At 66.9% G+C, this 19,420-nt stretch carries 16 protein-coding genes and 1 pseudogene; 8 read left to right on the forward strand and 9 right to left on the reverse strand.

Going from position 1 to position 19,420, the window contains the following annotated elements:
• Positions 1 to 7: 7 nt before the first annotated feature.
• The 6 genes from fmdA to urtA all read right to left on the reverse strand — a co-directional run bounded on the left by fmdA (position 8) and on the right by urtA (position 6,362).
• Entirely contained in the window at positions 8 to 1,240 is a 1,233-nt protein-coding gene (gene fmdA / locus DEH84_RS04020) for a formamidase (protein ID WP_109034979.1), read from the reverse strand.
• 38 nt (positions 1,241 to 1,278) lie between these two features.
• Positions 1,279 to 1,968, reverse strand: coding sequence for an urea ABC transporter ATP-binding subunit UrtE (gene urtE, locus DEH84_RS04025; protein ID WP_109034981.1), 690 nt, complete (start codon positions 1,966 to 1,968; stop codon positions 1,279 to 1,281).
• 12 nt (positions 1,969 to 1,980) lie between these two features.
• On the reverse strand, positions 1,981 to 2,724 hold the full coding sequence (urtD, locus tag DEH84_RS04030) for an urea ABC transporter ATP-binding protein UrtD (RefSeq protein ID WP_109034983.1): 744 nt from the start codon (positions 2,722 to 2,724) through the stop codon (positions 1,981 to 1,983).
• 31 nt (positions 2,725 to 2,755) lie between these two features.
• Positions 2,756 to 3,952 (reverse strand): urea ABC transporter permease subunit UrtC, encoded by a 1,197-nt coding sequence (urtC, locus tag DEH84_RS04035; protein ID WP_109034985.1) that lies wholly within the window; start codon positions 3,950 to 3,952, stop codon positions 2,756 to 2,758.
• Positions 3,953 to 3,971: 19 nt separating this feature from the next.
• Positions 3,972 to 4,886 carry an urea ABC transporter permease subunit UrtB gene (gene urtB, locus DEH84_RS04040; protein ID WP_109034987.1) on the reverse strand — a complete coding sequence of 305 codons (915 nt, stop codon included), beginning with the start codon at positions 4,884 to 4,886 and terminating at the stop codon, positions 3,972 to 3,974.
• A 222-nt stretch (positions 4,887 to 5,108) separates the two neighbouring features.
• A complete protein-coding gene (gene urtA / locus DEH84_RS04045) occupies positions 5,109 to 6,362 on the reverse strand; it encodes an urea ABC transporter substrate-binding protein (RefSeq protein ID WP_109034989.1) in 1,254 nt (417 codons plus the stop codon).
• Positions 6,363 to 6,518: 156 nt separating this feature from the next.
• On the opposite strand from urtA, the pseudogene DEH84_RS04050 reads away from it, so the two are divergent.
• Both DEH84_RS04050 and DEH84_RS04055 read left to right on the forward strand, forming a co-directional pair.
• Positions 6,519 to 10,022, forward strand: a pseudogene (locus DEH84_RS04050) (ATP-binding protein).
• A complete protein-coding gene (locus DEH84_RS04055; protein WP_109034991.1) occupies positions 10,012 to 10,692 on the forward strand; it encodes a response regulator in 681 nt (226 codons plus the stop codon). Before DEH84_RS04050 ends, DEH84_RS04055 begins: the two are co-directional and overlap by 11 nt.
• A gap of 4 nt (positions 10,693 to 10,696) precedes the next feature.
• On the opposite strand, the gene DEH84_RS04060 is transcribed toward DEH84_RS04055, so the two are convergent.
• A complete protein-coding gene (locus DEH84_RS04060) occupies positions 10,697 to 11,824 on the reverse strand; it encodes an ABC transporter substrate-binding protein (protein WP_109034993.1) in 1,128 nt (375 codons plus the stop codon).
• Positions 11,825 to 11,969: 145 nt separating this feature from the next.
• Positions 11,970 to 12,602 (reverse strand): phosphoribosylglycinamide formyltransferase, encoded by a 633-nt coding sequence (gene purN / locus DEH84_RS04065; RefSeq protein WP_109034995.1) that lies wholly within the window; start codon positions 12,600 to 12,602, stop codon positions 11,970 to 11,972.
• Between the two features lie 132 nt (positions 12,603 to 12,734).
• Here purN and DEH84_RS04070 point away from each other — a divergent pair, with 132 nt between their 5' ends.
• On the forward strand, positions 12,735 to 14,048 hold the full coding sequence (locus DEH84_RS04070) for a tryptophan--tRNA ligase (protein ID WP_109034997.1): 1,314 nt from the start codon (positions 12,735 to 12,737) through the stop codon (positions 14,046 to 14,048).
• Positions 14,049 to 14,062: 14 nt separating this feature from the next.
• Complete coding sequence (locus tag DEH84_RS04075; RefSeq protein WP_109034999.1) at positions 14,063 to 14,518, forward strand: DUF3717 domain-containing protein; 456 nt, start codon at positions 14,063 to 14,065, stop codon at positions 14,516 to 14,518.
• On the opposite strand, the gene ppk2 is transcribed toward DEH84_RS04075, so the two are convergent.
• Complete coding sequence (gene ppk2 / locus DEH84_RS04080) at positions 14,497 to 15,297, reverse strand: polyphosphate kinase 2 (RefSeq protein ID WP_109035001.1); 801 nt, start codon at positions 15,295 to 15,297, stop codon at positions 14,497 to 14,499. The two genes, DEH84_RS04075 and ppk2, sit on opposite strands and share 22 nt — an antisense overlap.
• 89 nt (positions 15,298 to 15,386) lie before the next feature.
• Here ppk2 and DEH84_RS04085 point away from each other — a divergent pair, with 89 nt between their 5' ends.
• From DEH84_RS04085 to DEH84_RS04100, 4 genes are all read left to right on the forward strand, one after another.
• The gene (locus tag DEH84_RS04085) at positions 15,387 to 17,207 is read left to right on the forward strand and encodes a glutamine--tRNA ligase/YqeY domain fusion protein (RefSeq protein ID WP_109035003.1); all 1,821 of its coding nucleotides are present in this window, start codon (positions 15,387 to 15,389) and stop codon (positions 17,205 to 17,207) included.
• A gap of 64 nt (positions 17,208 to 17,271) precedes the next feature.
• A complete protein-coding gene (locus tag DEH84_RS04090; protein ID WP_109035005.1) occupies positions 17,272 to 17,952 on the forward strand; it encodes a cold shock and DUF1294 domain-containing protein in 681 nt (226 codons plus the stop codon).
• Positions 17,953 to 18,049: 97 nt separating this feature from the next.
• On the forward strand, positions 18,050 to 18,763 hold the full coding sequence (locus tag DEH84_RS04095; protein ID WP_109035007.1) for a PEP-CTERM sorting domain-containing protein: 714 nt from the start codon (positions 18,050 to 18,052) through the stop codon (positions 18,761 to 18,763).
• A gap of 88 nt (positions 18,764 to 18,851) precedes the next feature.
• Positions 18,852 to 19,418 (forward strand): lipocalin family protein, encoded by a 567-nt coding sequence (locus DEH84_RS04100; RefSeq protein WP_109035009.1) that lies wholly within the window; start codon positions 18,852 to 18,854, stop codon positions 19,416 to 19,418.
• The last annotated feature ends 2 nt before the right edge of the window (positions 19,419 to 19,420 follow it).

Here is a 19,420-nt window from a genome sequence, read left to right on the forward strand (position 1 = left end):
GGCGGGCTTACTTCGGGTCGTACGAAATCGGCATGTCGATGCTGCCGTCCAGCATCTTCACCGGCCCGGCCGCGGTCGGGTTGATGTCGAACTCGAAGATCTCGGTGGGCAGCCACAGCGTGGCGCACGCGTTGGGGATGTCGACCACGCCGCTGATGTGGCCCTGCACCGGTGCCGTGCCCAGAATGGAGTAGGCCTGCGCCCCGGTGTAGCCGAACTTCTTCAGGTACTCGATGGCGTTCAGGCACGCCTGGCGGTAGGCCACATGCACGTCCAGATAGTGCTGCTTGCCCTGCTCGTCGACCGAGATGCCTTCGAAGATCAGGTAGTCCTTGTAGTTGGGCGTGATGGGGCTGGGCTTGAAGATGGGGTTCTTGATGCCGTACTTGGCCATGCCGCCCTTGATGAGCTGCACGCGCATGTGCACCCAGCCGGCCATCTCGATGGCGCCGCAGAAGGTGATCTCGCCATCGCCCTGGCTGAAATGCAGGTCGCCCACGGAGAGGCCCGCGCCTTCCACGTACACGGGGAAGAAGATCTTGGAGCCGCGCGACAGGTCCTTGATGTCACAGTTGCCGCCGTGTTCGCGCGGAGGCACGGTGCGCGCGCCTTCGGCGGCAATCTTGTCCTTGACCTCGCCGGTGGCCTTGCCCGAATGGGCCGTCTTCGCAAAGGGCGGGTTGGCCAGCGGCGGCACGCGATCGGGCTGCGTGGCGATGAAGTCGACCTCGCGCTCGTTCCACATGTCGAGCATCTTCTGATCCGGCAGGCAGCCGATCAGGCCGGGGTGGATGAGGCCGGCGAACTCGACGCCGGGGATGTGGCGACTCTTGGTGAACATGCCGTTGAAGTCCCAGATCGACTTCTGGGCGTGCGGGAAGTGCTCGGTCAGGAAGCCGCCGCCGTTGTTCTTGCTGAAGAAGCCGTTGAAGCCCCACAGGCTATCGGCCTTGGCGCCGATGTCGAGCAGGTCCACCACCAGCAGGTCACCGGGCTCGGCGCCCTTGACGCCCACCGGGCCCGACAGGAAGTGCACCGTGGTCAGGTCGACGTCGCGCACATCGTCGGCGCTGTCGTTGTTCTGGATGTAGCCGCCCGTCCAGTCGTAGGTCTCGAGCACGAAGTCGTCGCCGGGGTTGACCCAGCAGGCCATCGGGATGTCCGGGTGCCAGCGGTTGTGCACCAGGGGGTTGTTGTACGGGGAGTCTTTCAGGTCGACCTTGATCAGGGTTTCAGGCATGGCACACCTCGTTGTGTGAAGGGAAGGAGAAGGGCGGGTCAGACGGACAGGTAGGCCTTGATGCGCTCGGCATCGGTGTCCGCGCGGGTCGTCTCGTGCACCAGGCGGCCGCCTTCGATGACGAAGAGGCGGTCGGCCACGTCCATCGCAAAGCTCAGCACCTGCTCACTCACGACGATGGTGATCTCGCGCAGCTTGCGGATCTCGTTGAGGGCCTTGGCGATGTCCTTGATGATCGAAGGCTGGATGCCTTCGGTGGGCTCATCGAGCAGCAGCACCTTGGGGTTGGTGACCAGCGCGCGTGCAATGGCGAGTTGCTGCTGCTGGCCTCCCGAGAGGTTGCCGCCCTTGCGGTGCTTCATGTCGAACAGCACCGGGAACAGCGCGTAGATGTCGTCGGGGATGCGCTTGCTCTTGCTGTTCTCCAGCCCGGTCTGGATGTTCTCCTCCACCGTCAGCGTCGGGAAGATCATGCGGCCCTGCGGCACGTAGGCAATGCCTTTCCTCACGCGCTGGAAGCTCTCGTCCTTCACCACGCTCTGGCCTGCCACGTTGATCTCGCCGGCCCGGGTGGGCAGCACGCCCATCAGGCTCTTGAACAGCGTGGTCTTGCCCATGCCGTTGCGGCCCATGATGGCCACGGTCTCGTTCTGGTTCGCTTCGAACGAGATGCCGTGCAGCGCCTCGCTCTGACCATAGCTCACGAACAGGTCCTTCACTTGCAGCATCGCTGTACTCCTTCAATGGCCGAGATAGACGTCGATGACCTTGGGGTCGCTCTGAACCTGATCCATCGTCCCTTCGGCGAGGATCTTTCCCTGGTGCATCACGGTCACCTTCGAGGCAATCTGCTTGACGAAGTCCATGTCGTGCTCGATCACGATCATCGAGCGTCCCTTGCAGATGCGCTTGAGCAGTTCGGCAGTGAGTTCGCGCTCCCTGGCGCTCATGCCGGCAATCGGCTCATCGAGCATCAGCAGCTCGGGCTCCTGCATCAGCAACATGCCGATCTCCAGCCACTGCTTCTGGCCGTGGCTCAGCAGGCCGGCTTCCATCTCCAGCTTGTCCGCCAGGCCGATCTCCTCGGCCACCACCTGCACCTTGGCCTTGACCTCGTCGGTGCACTTGAAGCCCAGCGCGCCGAACACCGAGCGGCCCTCGGGGTAGGAGACCTCCAGGTTCTGGAAGACGCTCAGGTTCTCGTAGATGGACGGTGTCTGGAACTTGCGGCCCACGCCTGAGCGCACGATGGCGTGCTCGGACTTCTTCGTGAGCTCGGTGTCCATGAACTTGATGCTGCCGTGGCTGGCCTTGGTCTTGCCACAGATCAGGTCGAGCAGCGTCGTCTTGCCCGCGCCGTTCGGTCCGATGATCACGCGCAGCTCGTCCTTGTCGACATAGAGGTTGAGGCTGTCGATGGCCTTGAATCCATCGAAGGAGACCGTGAGGTCTTCGATGTACAGCACGAATTCCTTGGCAGGCATGGGGGACTCCAGTGAGGTGGGGGGGAGGCGGTCAGGCTTGCTGGCTGCTCATGCCGTGAGGCAGGCTGGCCCCCGGTTGACTCGGTGGCAGGACCTCGGGGTAAGCGGCCTGGGCGGCCTTGATGCGCTCGGCCTGCAGCTTGCGATCGGCCTGACGGCGGGCCCACCAGGGCTTGATCTTCTGTTCCCACAGGCCGGCCAGCCCATCGGGAAAGGCCATGGTCACGCCAATGAACAGGGCGGCCATCAGGAAGAGCCACAGATCGGGCGCACTCTCTGAAAAGTAGGTCTTGCCGAAGTTGACGATGAGCGCGCCGTAGATGGCGCCCACCAGGCTCATGCGCCCGCCCACCGCCGCAAAGATCACCATCTCGATCGACGGCACGATGCCGACGAAGGACGGCGACATGAAGCCCACCTGCAGCGTGAACAGCGCGCCGCCGATGGCCGAGATGCCGGCGGCCAGGCAGAAGGCAAACACCTTGAACATGGCCACGTCGTAGCCCGAGAAGCGCACGCGGTCTTCCTTGTCGCGCATGGCCAGCAGCAGCGTGCCCAGCTTGCTCGACTGGATCCAGCGGCACAGCAGCACACAGCCGATCAGCAGCGTGGCGCTCACGTAGTACAGGATCAGCCTGGCGCCATCCGTGCGGATGTCCCACCCGAGCAGCGTCTTCAGGTCGGTGATGCCATTGACGCCGCCGGTGTAGCCCTGCTGCCCGATGATGAGCACGGTGAGCACCAGCGCCACGGCCTGCGTGATGATGGCAAAGTACACGCCGCCCACGCGCCGCTTGAACATCGCGAAGCTGATGAGGAAGGCCAGCAGCATGGGCACGATGACCACGGCCGCGAGCGCGAAGGGCAGGCTCTTGAAAGGCGTCCACCACCAGGGCAGGGCGGTGATCTGGTTCCAGTCCATGAAGTCGGGGATGCCCGGCGTGGACTGGATCTTCGTGCTGATCGGGTCGGAAGCCTCGAGCTTCAGGAACATGGCCATCATGTAGCCGCCCAACCCGAAGAAGACGCCCTGGCCGAGGCTGAGGACGCCGGCATGCCCCCACAGCATCACCAGGCCGATGGCCACGAAGGCATAGGTGATGTACTTGCCCACCAGGTTGAGACGGAAGGTGTCCAGCCCGAGTGGGAAGACGACGAACAGGACCAGGGCCAGCAGCACGAGGCTGCCCAGCTGACGGCGTTGAAACCAGGCGATGAGGGTGTTCATGGTGTGCTCCGTGTTTGGCTCAACGACGGACCTTTGATGCGAACAGGCCTTGCGGGCGGATCATGAGGATGCCGATCACCAGCATCAGCGTGAGCACCTTGGCGTTCGAGCCCGTCATGAAGAACTCCGAGATCGACTGCGTCTGAGCGATGCCGAAGGCCGAGGCCACGGTGCCCAGCAGGCTGCCGGCGCCCCCGAAGGTCACGACCAGGAAGCTGTCGACGATGTAGAGCGAGCCGCTGGTCGGGCCGGTGGAGCCGATGGTGGTGAACGCCGCACCGGCCACGCCCGCGATGCCGCAGCCGATGGCGAACGTCAGGCGGTCCGTCTTCTTCGTGTTGATGCCGATGGCGTTGGCCATCACGCGGTTGCTGACCGTGGCGCGCACGCGCAGACCCCAGCGGGCCTTGTACAGCGCGATCAGCAGCAGGCCGGTGACCACGGCCGTCAGGCCCATCACGAACAGGCCGTTGATCGGGATGTCCAGGCCTTCGGAAGGCGCCCACGAGCCCATCAGCCAGTCGGGCAGGGTGGGACTCACTTCCTTGGGGCCGAAGGTGGACCGGAACACCTGCTGCAGCCCGAGGCTCAGGCCCCAGGTGGCCAGCAGCGTGTCCAGCGGGCGTTTGTAGAGGTGGCGGATCAAGGCCCACTCGGTGAGCCACCCGGCTGCGAACGCGATCAGAAAGGCGGCCACGATGGCCACGGGGAAGTACATCTGCATCAGGCCGGGCGCGAACTTCTCGGTCAGCGTCGAGCCCAGGTAGATGGTGTACGCGCCGATGGTCATGAACTCGCCATGCGCCATGTTGATGACGCCCATCTGGCCGAAGATCACGGCCAGGCCCAGGCCCATGAGCAGCAGCACGGAAAACAGGCTCAGGCCGGCAAAGCCCTGCATGAGCCCGATGTTCATCATCTCGGAGAAGGTCATCGCGTCACCTTTGTCATCTGTCCAGGCGGCATCCAAAAAAACCGCGCGGCTCTGACCGCCATCGCGATCAGGCCTGCGCAGGGAGCAGGCGGCAGCCACCACCCGCGCGCTCACACGGTGAACCCGCACCCACGCCATCCAGCTGCACACCATGGATCCGGCTTCGCCGGTCTATCGGTGTGCGCCCCCTCGAGGGGGCCGCCGAAGGCGGTAGGGGGTGGTTCACTGATATCCCTTGGGGAAGGGGTTCGGCTCGATCAGGTCCTTGGACTCGGCGACGAGCTTGAACGTGCCGTCCGGCTGGCCCTGCGCGATGCGGGCCTTGCTCCACAGGTGGTGGTTGGCGTGCACCTTCACATACCCCTCGGGGGCAGTCTTCAGCTCGATGCCCGGCGAGGCGGCCACCACCTTGTCCACGTCGAAGCTGCCGGCCTTCTCGACCGCCGCCTTCCACAGCCAGGGCCCCAGGTAGCCGGCCTGCGTCACGTCGCCGATCACCGACTTCGGGCCGTACTTGGCCTTGAAGGCCGCGACGAACTTCTTGTTGTTCTCGTTGTCCAGCGACTGGAAGTACTTCATCGAGCTGTAGAAGCCGGCGAAGTTCTCGCCACCCACGCCCAGCATTTCGTCTTCCGTGACCGACAGCGTCAGCAGGAACTGCTTGGCACCGGTGATGCCGGCGGCCTTGAGCTGCTTGTAGAACGCCACGTTCGAGCCACCCACCACGGCCGCGAAGATGCAGTCGGGCTTGGCCACCTTGATCTTGTTGATCAGCGAGTTGAAGTTGGTGTTGCCCAGCGGGTAGTACTCTTCACCCACCACCGAGCCCAGCTTGCCGACGCTCTCGATGTGCTTGCGCGCGATCTTCATCGAGGTGCGCGGCCAGATGTAGTCGGAGCCGACGAGGAAGTAGGTCTTGGCCTTCTTCTCCTTCGAGGCCCAGTCCAGGCCCCAGATGATCTGCTGCGTGGCCTCCTGGCCTGTGTAGATCACGTTCTTCGACTGCTCCAGGCCTTCATAGAAGGTCGGGTAGTACAGCAGGCCGTTTTCCTTTTCGAACACCGGCAGCACGGCCTTGCGCGAGGCCGATGTCCAGCAGCCAAACACGGCGGCCACGCGGTCGTTGACCAGCAGCTTCTTCGACTTCTCGGCGAACGTGGGCCAGTCGGAGGCGCCGTCCTCCTTGATGACCTTGATCTTGCGGCCCAGCACGCCCCCCATGGCGTTGATCTGGTCGATGGCCAGTTGCTCGGCCTGGATCGAGCCCGTCTCGGAGATGGCCATCGTGCCGGTGGCCGAGTGCAACTGTCCCACGGTGACTTCGGTGTCGGTGACGGCCAGCTTGGAGGTGTTCACGGCCGAGGTGGCCGGCGCGGCGCCATGGCTCAAGCCCGTGAGGCCCATGAGCGGCACGGCGCCCAGGCCTTGCAGCACCCGGCGGCGGTTGAGGGAGAGGTCGTCATCGTGTTGGGACATGAAAAGGCTCCTTGCACAGAAAAGGGAGGCGGGACGGTGCGGTTCGCCGTGGCGCAACCTTGGGTGCAACAGTAAGGAGCTGAGGGTTTTTGCTGAATACGTCAATTAACGTAGGCCCGCGCACGCAAGCGGTGCGGCGAGGGCGTGGACTGCTTCTTGCATCCGGCAGCCGGCGTTGTTCAGCGGAGACCGCATGTGACCGTCGCCCGGCAGAAGATCTTCCGCATCCGTCGGGAGTACAACTCGTGGGTTGCCAACGAGACCCTCGAGGACTACGCGCTGCGCTACACGCCGCGCACCTTTCGCAAGTGGAGCGAGATGCGCGTGGCCAACACGGCCTTCGGGGCCGTGTCCTTTCTCGCGCTCGAAGCGATCGGCGGCGCCATCGCGCTCAACCATGGCTTCACCAACGCGCTGTGGGCCATCCTGCTGGTCGGCCTGGTCACCTTCCTCACCGGCTTGCCCATCAGCTATTACGCCGCGCGCTACGGCGTCGACATGGATCTGCTCACGCGTGGTGCCGGCTTCGGCTACCTGGGTTCGACGCTGACTTCGCTGATCTACGCGAGCTTCACCTTCATCTTCTTCGCGCTCGAGGCGGCCATCATGGCGCTGGCGTTGCAGATGCTGTTCGACTGGCCGCTGGCCCTGTGCTACGTGGTGGCCTCGCTCGCCATCATCCCGCTGGTCACGCACGGCATCACGCTGATCTCGCGCCTGCAGACGTGGACGCAGCCGCTGTGGGCGGCGCTGTGGCTGTGTCCCTTTGTCGTGGTGGCCGCGCGGCACCCCGAGGCCTACCGCGCTTTCACCAGCCTCACGGGCCGTGTCACCGGCGACAGCGGTTTCGATTGGCTGGCCTGCGGCACGGCGGCCACGGTCGCATGCTCACTGGTGGTGCAGGTGGGCGAGCAGGTCGACTTCCTGCGCTTCCTGCCCGAGAAGACGCGCCAGAACCGCGTGCGCTGGTGGACGGCCGTGCTGGTGGCGGGGCCGGGTTGGATCGTGCCCGGCATGTTGAAGATGCTGGCCGGCGCCTTCCTGGCCTTTCTGGCGTTGCAGCACGAGGTGCCGGTCGACAAGGCGCTGGAGCCCACGCAGATGTACCTGGCTGGCTTCAGCGAGGTCTTCAGTTCGCCCGCGTGGGCGCTGGGGGCCACGGTGCTGTTCGTCATCGTCTCGCAGGTCAAGATCAACGTGACCAATGCCTATGCGGGCTCGCTGGCGTGGTCGAACTTCTTTGCGCGGCTCACGCACAGCCACCCGGGGCGCGTGGTGTGGCTGGTGTTCAACGTGCTGATTGCGGTGCTGCTCATGACCCTGGGCGTGTTCAGCGCGCTCGAGCATGTGCTGGGCCTCTACAGCAATGTGGCCATCGCGTGGGTGGGCGCGCTGGTGGCCGACCTGGGCATCAACAAGCCGCTGGGCTGGTCACCGCGCGGCATCGAGTTCAAGCGGGCCTACCTGCCGGATCTGAACCCGGTTGGTCTGGGGGCGACCCTACTCGCCACGGTGGTGGCCCTGGTCGCGCACGCCGGCGTCATGGGCGACATGCTGGCGGCCTGGTCCCCGTTCGTCGCCCTGGCGGTGGCCATGGTCGTGGCGCCGCTGCTGGCCTGGGCCACACGGGGGCGCTTCTACCTGGCTCGGCAGCCCGTGTCGCCGTGGCAGCCAGGCGAGATGGTCCGTTGCTCCGTCTGCGAGAACCTGTTCGAGTCCGAGGACATGGCGACCTGCCCCGCCTACGACGCCCCGATCTGCTCGCTGTGCTGCACGCTCGAGAGCCGCTGCCACGACCGGTGCAAGAGCCGGTCGCGCGCGGCCGAGCAGGTGTCCGATGGCCTGGTGGCGGTGCTGCCACCGGCGTGGTCACGCCGCATCAATTTCCGCGTGGGGCACTACCTGGTGGTCTTCCTGTCGCTGACAGCGCTGCTGGCCTTCGTGCTGGGCGTCGTCTACTACCAGGAAGGGGTGCTGTCAGTCGGCCTGCATGCCGCAACCAGCGGGCCACCCCTGCCTGCGGGGGCACTCGACGGGCCCTTCATCAAGGTGTTTGCCTTGTTGCTGCTGGCCGCCGCGGTGTGTGCGTGGTGGGTGGTGCTGGCCTCGGAAAGCCGGCGCATGGCGCAGGACGACTCCAACCGCCAGACGCAGCTGCTGCAGGTCGAGATCGACGCCCACCGGCGCACCGACGCGGCGCTGCAGTAGGCGAAGGAGCTGGCCGAGGCGGCCAACCAGGCCAAGACGCGCTACGTGGCCGGCATCACGCATGAGTTGCGCACGCCGCTCAACAGCATCCTGGGCTATGCGCAGATCCTGCTGAAGGACGAGCCCGAGCAAGGTGGCAAACGCGGCCCGCTGACCACCATCCAGCGCAGTGGCGAACACCTGATGGGCCTGATCGACGGGCTGCTGGATCTGGCCCGCATCGAAGCCGGGCGGCTGAGGCTGGACCCGGCGCCCCTGCCGCTGCACGTCTTCCTCGATGACGTGGTGCGCATGGTGCAGCCGCAGGCCGTGGCCAAGGGGCTGGCGTTCGAACTCCGGACGCTGGGGCGCGTGCCGGGCTGGGTGCAGGCCGATGCCCATCGCCTGCGACAGATCCTGCTCAACCTGCTGGGCAACGCTGTGCGCTTCACCGACCACGGTCGCATCACATTGCAGCTCGATGCGCGCCGTGAGGTGCTGCGCTTCGAGGTGATCGACACCGGCATCGGCATCGCGCCTCAGGATCTCGAACGCATCTTCCTGCCCTTCGAGCGGGGCAGTGGCGGGCGCCGACGTGGTGACCCGGGCACCGGCCTGGGCCTGACCATCACCCATCTGCTGACCGAGCTGATGGGCGGCGAACTCAGCGTGCGCAGCACCCTGGGGCAGGGCAGCACCTTCAGTGTCCGCCTGTACCTGCGCGAGATCAGCGAACCCCCGCCGCAGCCCGAAATCGGGGCCACCCTGGGCTGGAGCCCGAGCCTGCGACTGCGCCCCGCGACGGGTTACACGGGCCCGCGCCGCACGCTGCTGGTGGTGGACGACCAGCCCACGCAGCGCCAGATGCTGGCGGGCATGCTGCTGCCCCTCGGCCTTGCCGTGCGCGAGGCGGCCAGCGGCAGCGAGGCGCTCGACAGCGTGCGCGAGCAGGTGCCCGATGCCGTGCTGCTCGACATCACCATGGATGACATGGACGGTTGGTGCACGGCCCGTGCGATCCGGCACGCCGGCTTCACTGAAGTGCCCATCGTGATGGTGTCGGCCAACGTCTTCGAGAACCGGCCCGAGAACCTCGCTGCAGCGCAGTGCCAGGCCTTCGTGGCCAAGCCGGTGAGGGAGTCGGAGCTGCTGACCACGCTGGGCGCGCTGTGGCAGCTCGAGTGGCTCACCGACGGGCCCGGGCCGATGCTGGAGAACACCGTGTCGGCGCAGCCCGCACAGCGCGCCATGCCCTGGCCCCTGCCGCCCGATGCCGCATGGGAGTTGCACCGCCTGGCGCGCAAGGGCCATGTGCAGGGGCTGCGGGCCGCGCTGGAGGCATGGCAGCGCGCCGAGCCCGCGCACGCGGCGCAATGGCAGGCACTGATGGCGCTGGTGGAGCGCTTCGACCTGGACGCGGTGGCCGAGTGCCTGCGTCCCGAATTGCAGGAGGACATGCAAGATGAGGCCTGAGGCCCCCGCGCACCAGGGCACCGTTCTGGTGGTGGACGACGCACCCGACACCCTGCGCATGCTGTGCGATGCGCTGGCCGCCGAGGGTTACACCGTGCTGGTCGCGCTCGACGGGCCGCAGGCGCTCGCGCGGCTCGACGTGGTCACCCCGGATGCCATCCTGATGGACGCCATGATGCCCGGGTGGACGGGCTTCGAAACCTGTCAGCGCATCAAGGCCCATCCGCAAGGCAGTGCGATTCCGGTGATCTTCATGACCGGGCTGTCCGACACGCCCGACGTCGTGGCCGGTTTCAAGTCAGGTGGGGTCGACTACGTTGTCAAACCCGTGCGCATCGAGGAAGTCCTGGCCCGGCTGGATACCCATGTGCGCAACGCACGGACTGCGCGCGAGGCCTTGCGGCAGGTTCAGGCGCAGGCGGCCGAATCCCCCGCCGAGTCTGGCCATGCGCGCGTGCTGGATGCCGCGCTCACCCCCCGCGAGATGGAGGTGCTGACCTGGGTGGCGCGCGGCAAGACCAACCGCGACATCGCCGACATCCTGGGCATGAGCCACCGCACCGTCAACAAGCACCTCGAGCACATCTTCGAGAAGCTGGGCGTCGAGACCCGCGCGGCCGCTGCAGCCCTTGCCAGCCCGGTGCTGGCCCACCGCGCGCCATCGCCCTGAGGGTTCAGCGGCGGAAGTGGCCTTCTCGGTCGACGATGGCAATGTCCACGAAGCGCAGGCCGGAGTGGTCCTGCGGGCCGTAGCTCAGCGTCAGGCCGCCGAGGTCGAAGTGGTTCAGGCCTTCCAGGGCATCGCGCAGGCCTTCCCGCGTCGGGTTGCGCCCGGCACGCTGCAACCCTTCCACCAGCACTTTGGCTGCGGCCACGCCTTCCAGCATGGCCTGGGTCAGCGTGACGCCCGATTGTTTGGCGATCAGTGCCTGCGCATCGCGGATGAAGGCGGTGCGGTGACTGCGCTCCCACGGGAAGACCTGGCTGACCACGACGCCGCGCGCATGCGGGCCCAGGGCCTTGATGAAGCCCGCCGAGGCATTGTTCGACAACGTGATGGCCTGGGCGCTGTGTTCGGCCTGGCGCAACTGCGTGATGGCTTCGGCAATTGGGGCCGATGAGCCGATGAACAGCACCGCTTGCGGGTCGGCCTTCACGATGAGGGGCACGAGCGCGCTGAAGTCCGGCTTGTCGCGGTTGTACGTTTCATGGAGCACCGGCGCCTTGCCGATGCGCTGGAGCGCTGCGAGCGCGCCTTGCACGGCGTCGCGACCGAAGCTGTCGTCCACCTGCACGATCGCCAGCCGCTCGAGGCCCATCAGGCGGATGTGTTCGACCACGCGCGTTGTTTCCGCCTGGTAGCTGCTGCGGACGTTGAACACGAAGCGGTTGACCGGCTGGTGCAGTTGCGACGCCCCGGTGGACGGGCCGACCAGCGGCACCTTGGCCGCTTTCAGCAGCGGCAGCACGGCTTCGGTGTTCGGGGTGCCGCGCGTCATGAACAGGGCCAGCGCCCCTTCATCGATCAGCTGCCGAGCCAGTTCGGCCGTCTTTTCGGGCTTGAAGCCGTCGTCCAGCGTGCGCAGCACGATGCGCTGGCCGTGCACGCCGCCCTGGGCGTTGACAGCATCGAACACCGCCCGGGCGCCGATCAGGTTTTCCTGAACGCCCGCTGCCACCGCGCCGGTGACGCCGGCCGGGTGGCCGATCAGGATGTCGGCCGAGGCCACAGCAGGAAAGGTCAGCGACACACAGGTCGCGAGCGCCACACGGCGCAGGAAGCGGGAAGGAGAAAACAGCATGCTCACACCACAACATCGCGCCCACGGGGTGTGTAACGCGACACACCGCAGGGCAGAACGGGCGATGTTAGGCGCGCGCTCCGTGTGGACATCAAGGGTTAACCCTTAATCCTGCGGGGTGGGCCGGCACAAATCCCGGCCGAGCTCACTTCCCGAAGCGAACCTGGGCTTCGCCCTCGGTGTGGGTCACGCGGCCGTCGGCCACCTTCAGCGCACCTTCCACCATCCACCGCACGGCTTGCGGGTACATCTGGTGTTCCTGTGCCAGCACGCGGGCGGCCAGGGCCTCGGGCGTGTCGTCTGGTCGCACCGGCACTGCCGCCTGGGCCACGATGGGGCCATGGTCGAGTTCGGCCGTCACGAAGTGCACCGTGGCGCCCGCCAGCTTGCAGCCCGCCTCGATGGCACGGGCATGCGTGTGCAGCCCGGGGAAGGAGGGCAGCAGCGAGGGGTGGACGTTGAGCATCCGACCTTCGAAGCGCCGCACGAAATCCGGGGTCAGGATGCGCATGAAGCCGGCCAGCACCACCACGTCCGGTGCAAAGCCATCGATCACGCGGGCGAGTTCGGCATCAAAGGCCTCGCGGCTGTCGAAAGCCTTGTGGTCGACCACGGCGGTGGCAATGCCATGGGCCGCGGCAAACGCCAGGCCGCCCGCCTCGGGCTTGTTGCTGATCACCGCCGCCACCCGGGCGGGCCACTGCTCGGCCGAGCAGGCGTTGACGATGGCTTCCATGTTGGAGCCGCGACCGGAGATCAGGATGACGATGTTCTTCATGCGGCCTAGAGTGTAGTGGCGCCCGCGGGCACCGGCTTTGACCCGGGTTGCCGCCCGGCGGGGAACCTACAATGGTCCTTCCCTCCAACGTTTCCGCTTCCTGCTGCCGCGGCCTCCGTGGCCGGCTCTGCCATGACCCAACGCGTTCTCACCGGCATCACGACCACCGGCACCCCCCACCTGGGCAACTACGTCGGCGCCATCCGCCCCGCCATTGCGGCCAGCCGCGAGCCCGGTGTCGAGAGCTTCTTCTTCCTGGCCGACTACCACGCGCTCATCAAGTGCGACGACCCGGCCCGCATCGCCCGTTCTCGCCTCGAGATCGCCGCCACCTGGCTGGCCGCCGGCCTGGACACCGACCGCGTCACCTTCTACGCCCAGAGCGACATCCCTGAAATCACCGAGCTGAACTGGCTGCTGACCTGCGTGACGGCCAAGGGGCAGATGAACCGCGCGCACGCCTACAAGGCCTCGGTGGACGCCAACACCGCCAAGGGCGAGGACCCCGACGCGGGCGTCACCATGGGGCTGTACTGCTACCCCGTGCTGATGGCGGCCGACATCCTGATGTTCAACGCGCACCGCGTGCCCGTGGGGCGCGACCAGGTGCAGCACATCGAGATGGCGCGTGACGTGGCCCTGCGCTTCAACCACCTCTATGGTGGCGGCAAGGAACTGTTCGTGCTGCCCGAGGCCGAGATCGAAGAGTCCGTGGCGACGCTGCCCGGTCTGGACGGCCGCAAGATGAGCAAGAGCTACGACAACACCGTGCCCTTGTTCGAGGGCGGCCCCAAGGCCCTGAAGGATGCGATCGCCCGCATCGTGACCGATTCGAAGCTGCCCGGCGAACCGAAGGACCCGGAAGGCGCCCATCTGGTCACGATCTACGACGCGTTTGCGACGGCCGAACAGCGCGCCGCCTTCCGCGCCGACCTGCGTGGCGGCCTGGCCTGGGGCGAAGCCAAGCAGCGCCTGGTGGACCTGATCGAAGCCCACGTGGGCCCGATGCGCGCCCGCTATGCCGACCTGGTGGCCCACCCCGACCAGATCGAAGCCGTGCTGCAGGCGGGCGCCGACAAGGCCCGCGCCCGTGCCACGCCCTTCCTGAGGGAATTGCGCCACGCCGTGGGCCTGCGCCGCATGGTCGCCTCGGCCGCCGTGCAGGCCGAGGCATCTGCCGCCGCCAGGCCCGCCGTGCCGGTGTTCAAGCAATACCGCGAGGCCGACGGCCAGTTCTACTTCAAGCTCACCACCGCCAGCGGCCACCTGCTGCTGCAGAGCGCCGCGTTCGCCGAGGGCCGCGAGGCCGGCAACTGGGTCAAGCGCTTCAAGGCCGAAGGGGCCGCCGTGCTGGCCGAGGCGCCTGTTTCGGTCGCCGAGGGCGTGCAGCGTGCCGAGGTCGAGGCGGCCCTGACTGCGCTGGTCGCTTCGCTGCAGGACGCCTGAGCGGGGCGCTGGCCATGAGCCTCATCGACGACCAGCCCGTCGCCGGCATCCACATCACCGACATCGAGGCGGCCATCAACTGGTGGCGCGGCCGTCAGCCCTCGAGCGAAGACGGCCTGGGCCTGTGCCCCGAGTTGCGCGCGCTGGCCGAGGTGTATGCGCTGATGGTCTACCACCACGAGTCGCAGTGCGACGAGGCGACCATGCCGCGTGCGGCCTACCAGGCGTGGCTGGCCTGGTACGAGACCACGCCCGACACGCCATGCATCGCCATCTGCTCGACCAGCCAGGGCGATGATCTGTGCAAGGGGTGCGGCCGCACCTTCGACGAAGTGCAGCTGTGGCCCGAGATGAGCCCGGGCGAGAAGCGCGCCACCTGGCGCCGCATCACGCTCGACGGCAGCGCCTGGCGCTTCAACCGCTACGCCGAGCGGGCCCGTGAAGGCCGTCAGTCCTCTTCGGGCTCGTAAGGCGGCAGCGGTTTGTGGCCGCGCGGATAATGCTCGCGCTCGGGCGGGCCGTCCAGCGGTGGCATGCTGATCGCCTCTTCCGGCACGTGCTGATCGGGCAACTGGTCGAGCAGGTGCCGGATCAGCGTGAGCCGACCGCGCCGCTGGTCATTGAAATCGACCAGGGTCCACGGCGCGTGTTCCGTGTGGGTGGCCTTCAGCATGGCGTTGCGCGCCTCGCCGTAAGCCGCGTACTGCGTGCGGGCCACCACGTCCACCGGCGACAGCTTCCAGCGTTTCAGCGGGTCGTCCAGGCGCTCGGCAAAGCGGGCCTCCTGCTCGGCCTGGTCCACGCACAGCCAGTACTTGAACAGCAGGATGCCGTCGTCGACCAGCATGCGCTCGAACTGCGGCGCCTCGCGCAGAAAGCGGGTGTACTCCGCGTCGGTGCAGAAGCCCATGACCTTTTCGACACCGGCTCGGTTGTACCAGCTCCGGTCGAGCAGCGTGACGTGGCCGGCGGCGGGCAGGTGGGGCACATAGCGTTGGAAGTACCACTGGCTGCGCTCCAGATCGGAGGGCTTGCCCAGCGCGACCACCTCGCAACGCCGCGGGTCGAGCACGTCCGCGATGGCACGGATCACGCCGCTCTTGCCGGCCGTGTCGCGCCCCTCGAACACCACGAGCAGCCGCTTCTGGTGGTGCGCCAGCCAGCGCGACATCTGCACCAGTTCCAGCTGCATCGGCTCCAGGGCGGCCTCGTAGGTCTTCTTGCTCAGTCGTTCGGGGTTCTTCGCCATGCTCCATCCTCCTGACGTGGTGTCGGCGATCACCATACCGCAGCGGCAACGTGGCCGGTGCACACGCGCCGCCTCGATAGAATCGGGGCATGACCGACGCCACCGTATCCGGCACCCCCGCCGCCGATTCCCCTCACAAGCCCACGAACTTCCTGCGCGGCATCATCGACCGCGATCTGGAGCAGGGTACCTACGCCAGCCGCCGCTGGGCCGGCACGCCCGGCGATGCCGCCCACCACGCTGCCGGCGAGCCGGATCCGGCGAAGATCCGCACGCGCTTTCCGCCCGAGCCCAACGGCTACCTGCACGTTGGCCACGCCAAGAGCATCTGCCTGAACTTCGGCCTGGCGCGGGATTACGGCGGCGTCTGCCACATGCGCTTCGACGACACCAATCCCGAGAAGGAAGAGCAGGAGTACGTCGACGCCATTCTGGACGCGGTGAAGTGGCTCGGCTTCGGCTGGGACTCGTCCTTCAACGGCCAGGCGCAGAGCCACCTGTACTACGCCAGCAACTACTTCGACTTCATGTACCGCGCGGCCGAGGCGCTGATCACCGCGGGCCTGGCCTACGTGGACGAGCAGACGCCGGAAGAGATGCGCGCCAACCGCGGCGACTTCACCACGCCCGGCACCGACAGCCCCTTCCGCAGCCGCAGCCGGGAAGAGAACCTGGCGCGCTTCCGCGAGATGCGCGATGGCAAGCTGGCCGACGGCGCAGCCGTGCTGCGCGCGAAGATCGACATGGCCAGCCCCAACATCAACCTGCGGGACCCGGCCATCTACCGCATCCGCCGCGCCACGCACCACAACACGGGCGACACCTGGTGCATCTATCCGATGTACACCTTCGCGCACCCCATCGAGGACGCGCTCGAGCAGATCACCCACTCGATCTGCACACTGGAATTCGAAGACCAGCGCCCGTTCTACGACTGGCTGCTCGACAAGCTCGCCACGCTGGGCCTGATCCAGCAGCCGGTGCCGCGCCAGTACGAGTTCGCGCGCCTGAACCTCACCTACGTCATCACCTCCAAGCGCAAGCTCAAGGCGTTGGTGGACGACGGCGTGGTCAGCGGCTGGGATGACCCCCGCATGCCGACCATCGTGGGCCTGCGCCGCCGCGGCTACACCCCCGAGGCCATCCAGCTGTTCTGCGAGCGCATTGGCGTGAGCAAGTCCGACAGCTGGATCGACTACAGCACGCTCGACATCGCCCTGCGTGACGACCTGGAAAGCAAGGCCCACCGCGGCATGGCCGTGCTCGACCCGCTCAAGCTGGTGCTGACCAACTGGGACGAAGTGATGGGCGCGGGCCACCTGGAGGCCTGCTCGCTGCCGGCCCTGCCGCATCCGCCGGAAGGCACCGAAGCGCCGGTGCGCCACCTGAAGCTCGGCCGCGAGGTGTGGATCGAGCGCGAGGACTTCGAAGAGGTGCCGCCCAAGGGCTACAAGCGCCTGTTCCCGGGCAACAAGGTCCGCCTGAAGGGCGGCTACGTCATCGAGTGCACCGGCTGCACCAAGGACGCAGAAGGCCAGGTCACCGAGGTGCTGGCCACCGTGGTGCCCGACACCAAGAGCGGCACGCCGGGCGCCGACAGCGTCAAGGTCAAGGCGGCCATCACCTGGGTGGGCGCGGCCGATGGCGTGGAGGCCGAGGTGCGTCTGTACGATCGCCTGTTCACCGATCCGCATCCGGATGCGGGTGGCAAGGACTTCAAGGCCAGTCTGAATCCCGACAGTTTCAAGGTGGTGAAGGGCTATGTCGAGCCCTCGCTGGCCCAGGCCCAGCCGGATCAGAAGTTCCAGTTCGAGCGTTTCGGCTACTTCGTGGCCGACCGTGTGGACCACGCCGCCGGCAAACCGGTGTTCAACAAGATCACCGGGCTGAAGGACGGCAACTGGAAGTGAGGCCAGCCCACGCGGGCTGATCAGAGCGATCTACAAAGGGGCTGAGCAGGCCCCTTTTTCACACATGAACAAGACAGGCAAGGTGGTGCGCTGGGAGGCGGACCGGGGCTTCGGCTTCATCTCGGGTGAGGGCGGAAGCCAGGACGTGTTCTTTCACGTTCGAGACTACCGTGGCGCGGGTGCCCCGACGGTGGGGCAAGGGGTGTCGTACGAGGTCATCCATGTCGGCGGCAAGGGGCCGCGTGCGATGGCGGTGGTTCCGCTGGGGCAGGGCGCCGTCGTACGTCGGCCGACCGATGGTGCCGTCAGGCGTCCTGCCGCCCACACCGAGGCGGCATCCCGAGGTGTCTCTCGGCGATCAGGCCCCTCCCGGGCTCGACGCGATCCATGGCTGATGCCGGTTCTGGTGGCGGCGGCGGTCTGGGCGGTGGCGCTGTTCTGGGCCGGCTCGTCTGGACGTCTGCCATTCTGGGTGCTTCCGGCCTGGGGGGCGCTCAACCTGTGGACCTTTGCTGTGTACTGGCGCGACAAGGCCGCTGCGCAGAAAGGGCTGTGGCGGGTTCCGGAAGACACGCTGCACCTGTGGAGCCTGCTGGGCGGCTGGCCCATGGCGCGCGTGGCCCAGCAGGTGCTGCGGCACAAGTCCGCCAAGGTGAGCTTTCAGCGCATGTACTGGTTGACGGTCGTGATGCATGTGGGCGGCGTGATCTCGATGGCGGTGATCGCGGCGCGCAGGGCGGCCTGAACGGCGTCGTGTACGAGGCGCCCCCCCGTAAAGCAGGGGGTGGTGTCCGTTTCTCGGTGTGCATAGCATGAAGACCTTCCAGCAGAGGGGGAATTCGATGAAGCACATGGTTTGCGGCGCGGCTCTGGGGGCCTTGTCAGTGGTGGCCCACGCGGGCACCGTGTTCTCGACGGATTTCGAAGGGCCGCTGCCCTCCGCCATCTCTCCCGGGGTGGCCACGGTCACCGGCGTGGACGGCTTTGCCGGTCTGGGGCCCACGGGTTACCAGTTCGGTGGCCGCTTTCTGCGCAGCCCGACGGGCAATGTGGTGACGCTCACACTGGACAATCTACCCGATCACCAGGCCATCAGCCTGGGCTTCCTCCTCGCCGCCATCGACTCGCTCGACGGCACAGGGACCTTTCCGCAGGGCGACTTCCTGACCATCACCCTCGACGGCGTCCAGGTGTTCCGGGAGTCCTTTGCCAACGCGCTGTCCAGCCAGATCCAGAGCTACGTGCCGTCGGCGGGGGGAGAGCTGGCTCGCCATGTCGATCTGGGGTTCAGCGGCCCCGGCAGCTACTACACCGACAGCGCCTACAACTTCGCCATCGAACCCCGCCTGCAGAACCTCGCTCACACGGGGTCCTCGGCCGTGTTCACGTTCCAGATGGAAGGCCCCGGCATCCAGCCGCTGGACGACGAGTCCTGGGCCATGGACGGGTTGACTGTGTCCGTCAGCGCGGTCCCCGAGCCCGCAACTGGCACGCTGGCTTTGCTCGGCCTCGCCGGGCTGGGGGTGTGGGTGGCGCGAGGACAACGCCGCCGCTGACCGCCGCCTCGGCCCGTATCGTGGGGGCGCCAGGGTGGTTTCCGTGACGCGCTGCATGGCCTTCGCCCCGGCTTGGTAGACTGGTCCCATGCCTGTCTACCGTGCCCTCCGTTTCGTGCTGATGTCGAGCCTGCTGATGGCTGCAGCGGGGCGAGCCGTCGCCACGCCCGATGCGTTGCAGACCATACCGGCGCTGGACGTGCCCCGCTACCTCGGCACGTGGTACGAGATCGCGCGTTATCCCAACCGTTTCCAGAAGCAGTGCGTGGCCGACGTGCAGGCCCAGTACAGCGCGCTGCCCGAGGGGCGCATTGAAGTCCGCAACCGCTGCCGCAAGGCCGACGGCGAGATGGATGAAGCCGTGGCCGTCGCCAGGCAGGTGGGCGATGCCCGATCGCCGAAGCTGAAGGTGCGCTTTGCCCCCGCGTGGCTGTCCTTCATCCCGGCGGTCTGGGGGGATTACTGGGTCGTGGACCTCGACGAGGGCTACCAGCTGGTGGCCGTCAGTGAGCCGGAGCGCGAATACCTGTGGATTCTCTCTCGCACACCGCAGGTGGAGGCACAGGCCTACCATGCGCTGCTGCACCGCCTGACCCGGCAGGGTCTGGACATCAAACGGCTGGTGCCCACCAGCCAGACCGCACCCCGGAGGTGACC

The organism is Aquabacterium olei (assembly GCF_003100395.1).
Taxonomy (GTDB): domain Bacteria; phylum Pseudomonadota; class Gammaproteobacteria; order Burkholderiales; family Burkholderiaceae_C; genus Aquabacterium; species Aquabacterium olei.

What these genes read in the sequence shown, in the direction of transcription:
- fmdA (WP_109034979.1), bottom strand. Translation starts at nt 1,240, where the DNA reads ATGCCTGAAACCCTGATCAAGGTCGACCTGAAAGACTCCCCGTACAAC.
- urtE (WP_109034981.1), bottom strand. Translation starts at nt 1,968, where the DNA reads ATGCTGCAAGTGAAGGACCTGTTCGTGAGCTATGGTCAGAGCGAGGCG.
- urtD (WP_109034983.1), bottom strand. Translation starts at nt 2,724, where the DNA reads ATGCCTGCCAAGGAATTCGTGCTGTACATCGAAGACCTCACGGTCTCC.
- urtC (WP_109034985.1), bottom strand. Translation starts at nt 3,952, where the DNA reads ATGAACACCCTCATCGCCTGGTTTCAACGCCGTCAGCTGGGCAGCCTC.
- urtB (WP_109034987.1), bottom strand. Translation starts at nt 4,886, where the DNA reads ATGACCTTCTCCGAGATGATGAACATCGGGCTCATGCAGGGCTTTGCC.
- urtA (WP_109034989.1), bottom strand. Translation starts at nt 6,362, where the DNA reads ATGTCCCAACACGATGACGACCTCTCCCTCAACCGCCGCCGGGTGCTG.
- DEH84_RS04055 (WP_109034991.1), top strand. Translation starts at nt 10,012, where the DNA reads ATGAGGCCTGAGGCCCCCGCGCACCAGGGCACCGTTCTGGTGGTGGAC.
- DEH84_RS04060 (WP_109034993.1), bottom strand. Translation starts at nt 11,824, where the DNA reads ATGCTGTTTTCTCCTTCCCGCTTCCTGCGCCGTGTGGCGCTCGCGACC.
- purN (WP_109034995.1), bottom strand. Translation starts at nt 12,602, where the DNA reads ATGAAGAACATCGTCATCCTGATCTCCGGTCGCGGCTCCAACATGGAA.
- DEH84_RS04070 (WP_109034997.1), top strand. Translation starts at nt 12,735, where the DNA reads ATGACCCAACGCGTTCTCACCGGCATCACGACCACCGGCACCCCCCAC.
- DEH84_RS04075 (WP_109034999.1), top strand. Translation starts at nt 14,063, where the DNA reads ATGAGCCTCATCGACGACCAGCCCGTCGCCGGCATCCACATCACCGAC.
- ppk2 (WP_109035001.1), bottom strand. Translation starts at nt 15,297, where the DNA reads ATGGCGAAGAACCCCGAACGACTGAGCAAGAAGACCTACGAGGCCGCC.
- DEH84_RS04085 (WP_109035003.1), top strand. Translation starts at nt 15,387, where the DNA reads ATGACCGACGCCACCGTATCCGGCACCCCCGCCGCCGATTCCCCTCAC.
- DEH84_RS04090 (WP_109035005.1), top strand. Translation starts at nt 17,272, where the DNA reads ATGAACAAGACAGGCAAGGTGGTGCGCTGGGAGGCGGACCGGGGCTTC.
- DEH84_RS04095 (WP_109035007.1), top strand. Translation starts at nt 18,050, where the DNA reads ATGAAGCACATGGTTTGCGGCGCGGCTCTGGGGGCCTTGTCAGTGGTG.
- DEH84_RS04100 (WP_109035009.1), top strand. Translation starts at nt 18,852, where the DNA reads ATGCCTGTCTACCGTGCCCTCCGTTTCGTGCTGATGTCGAGCCTGCTG.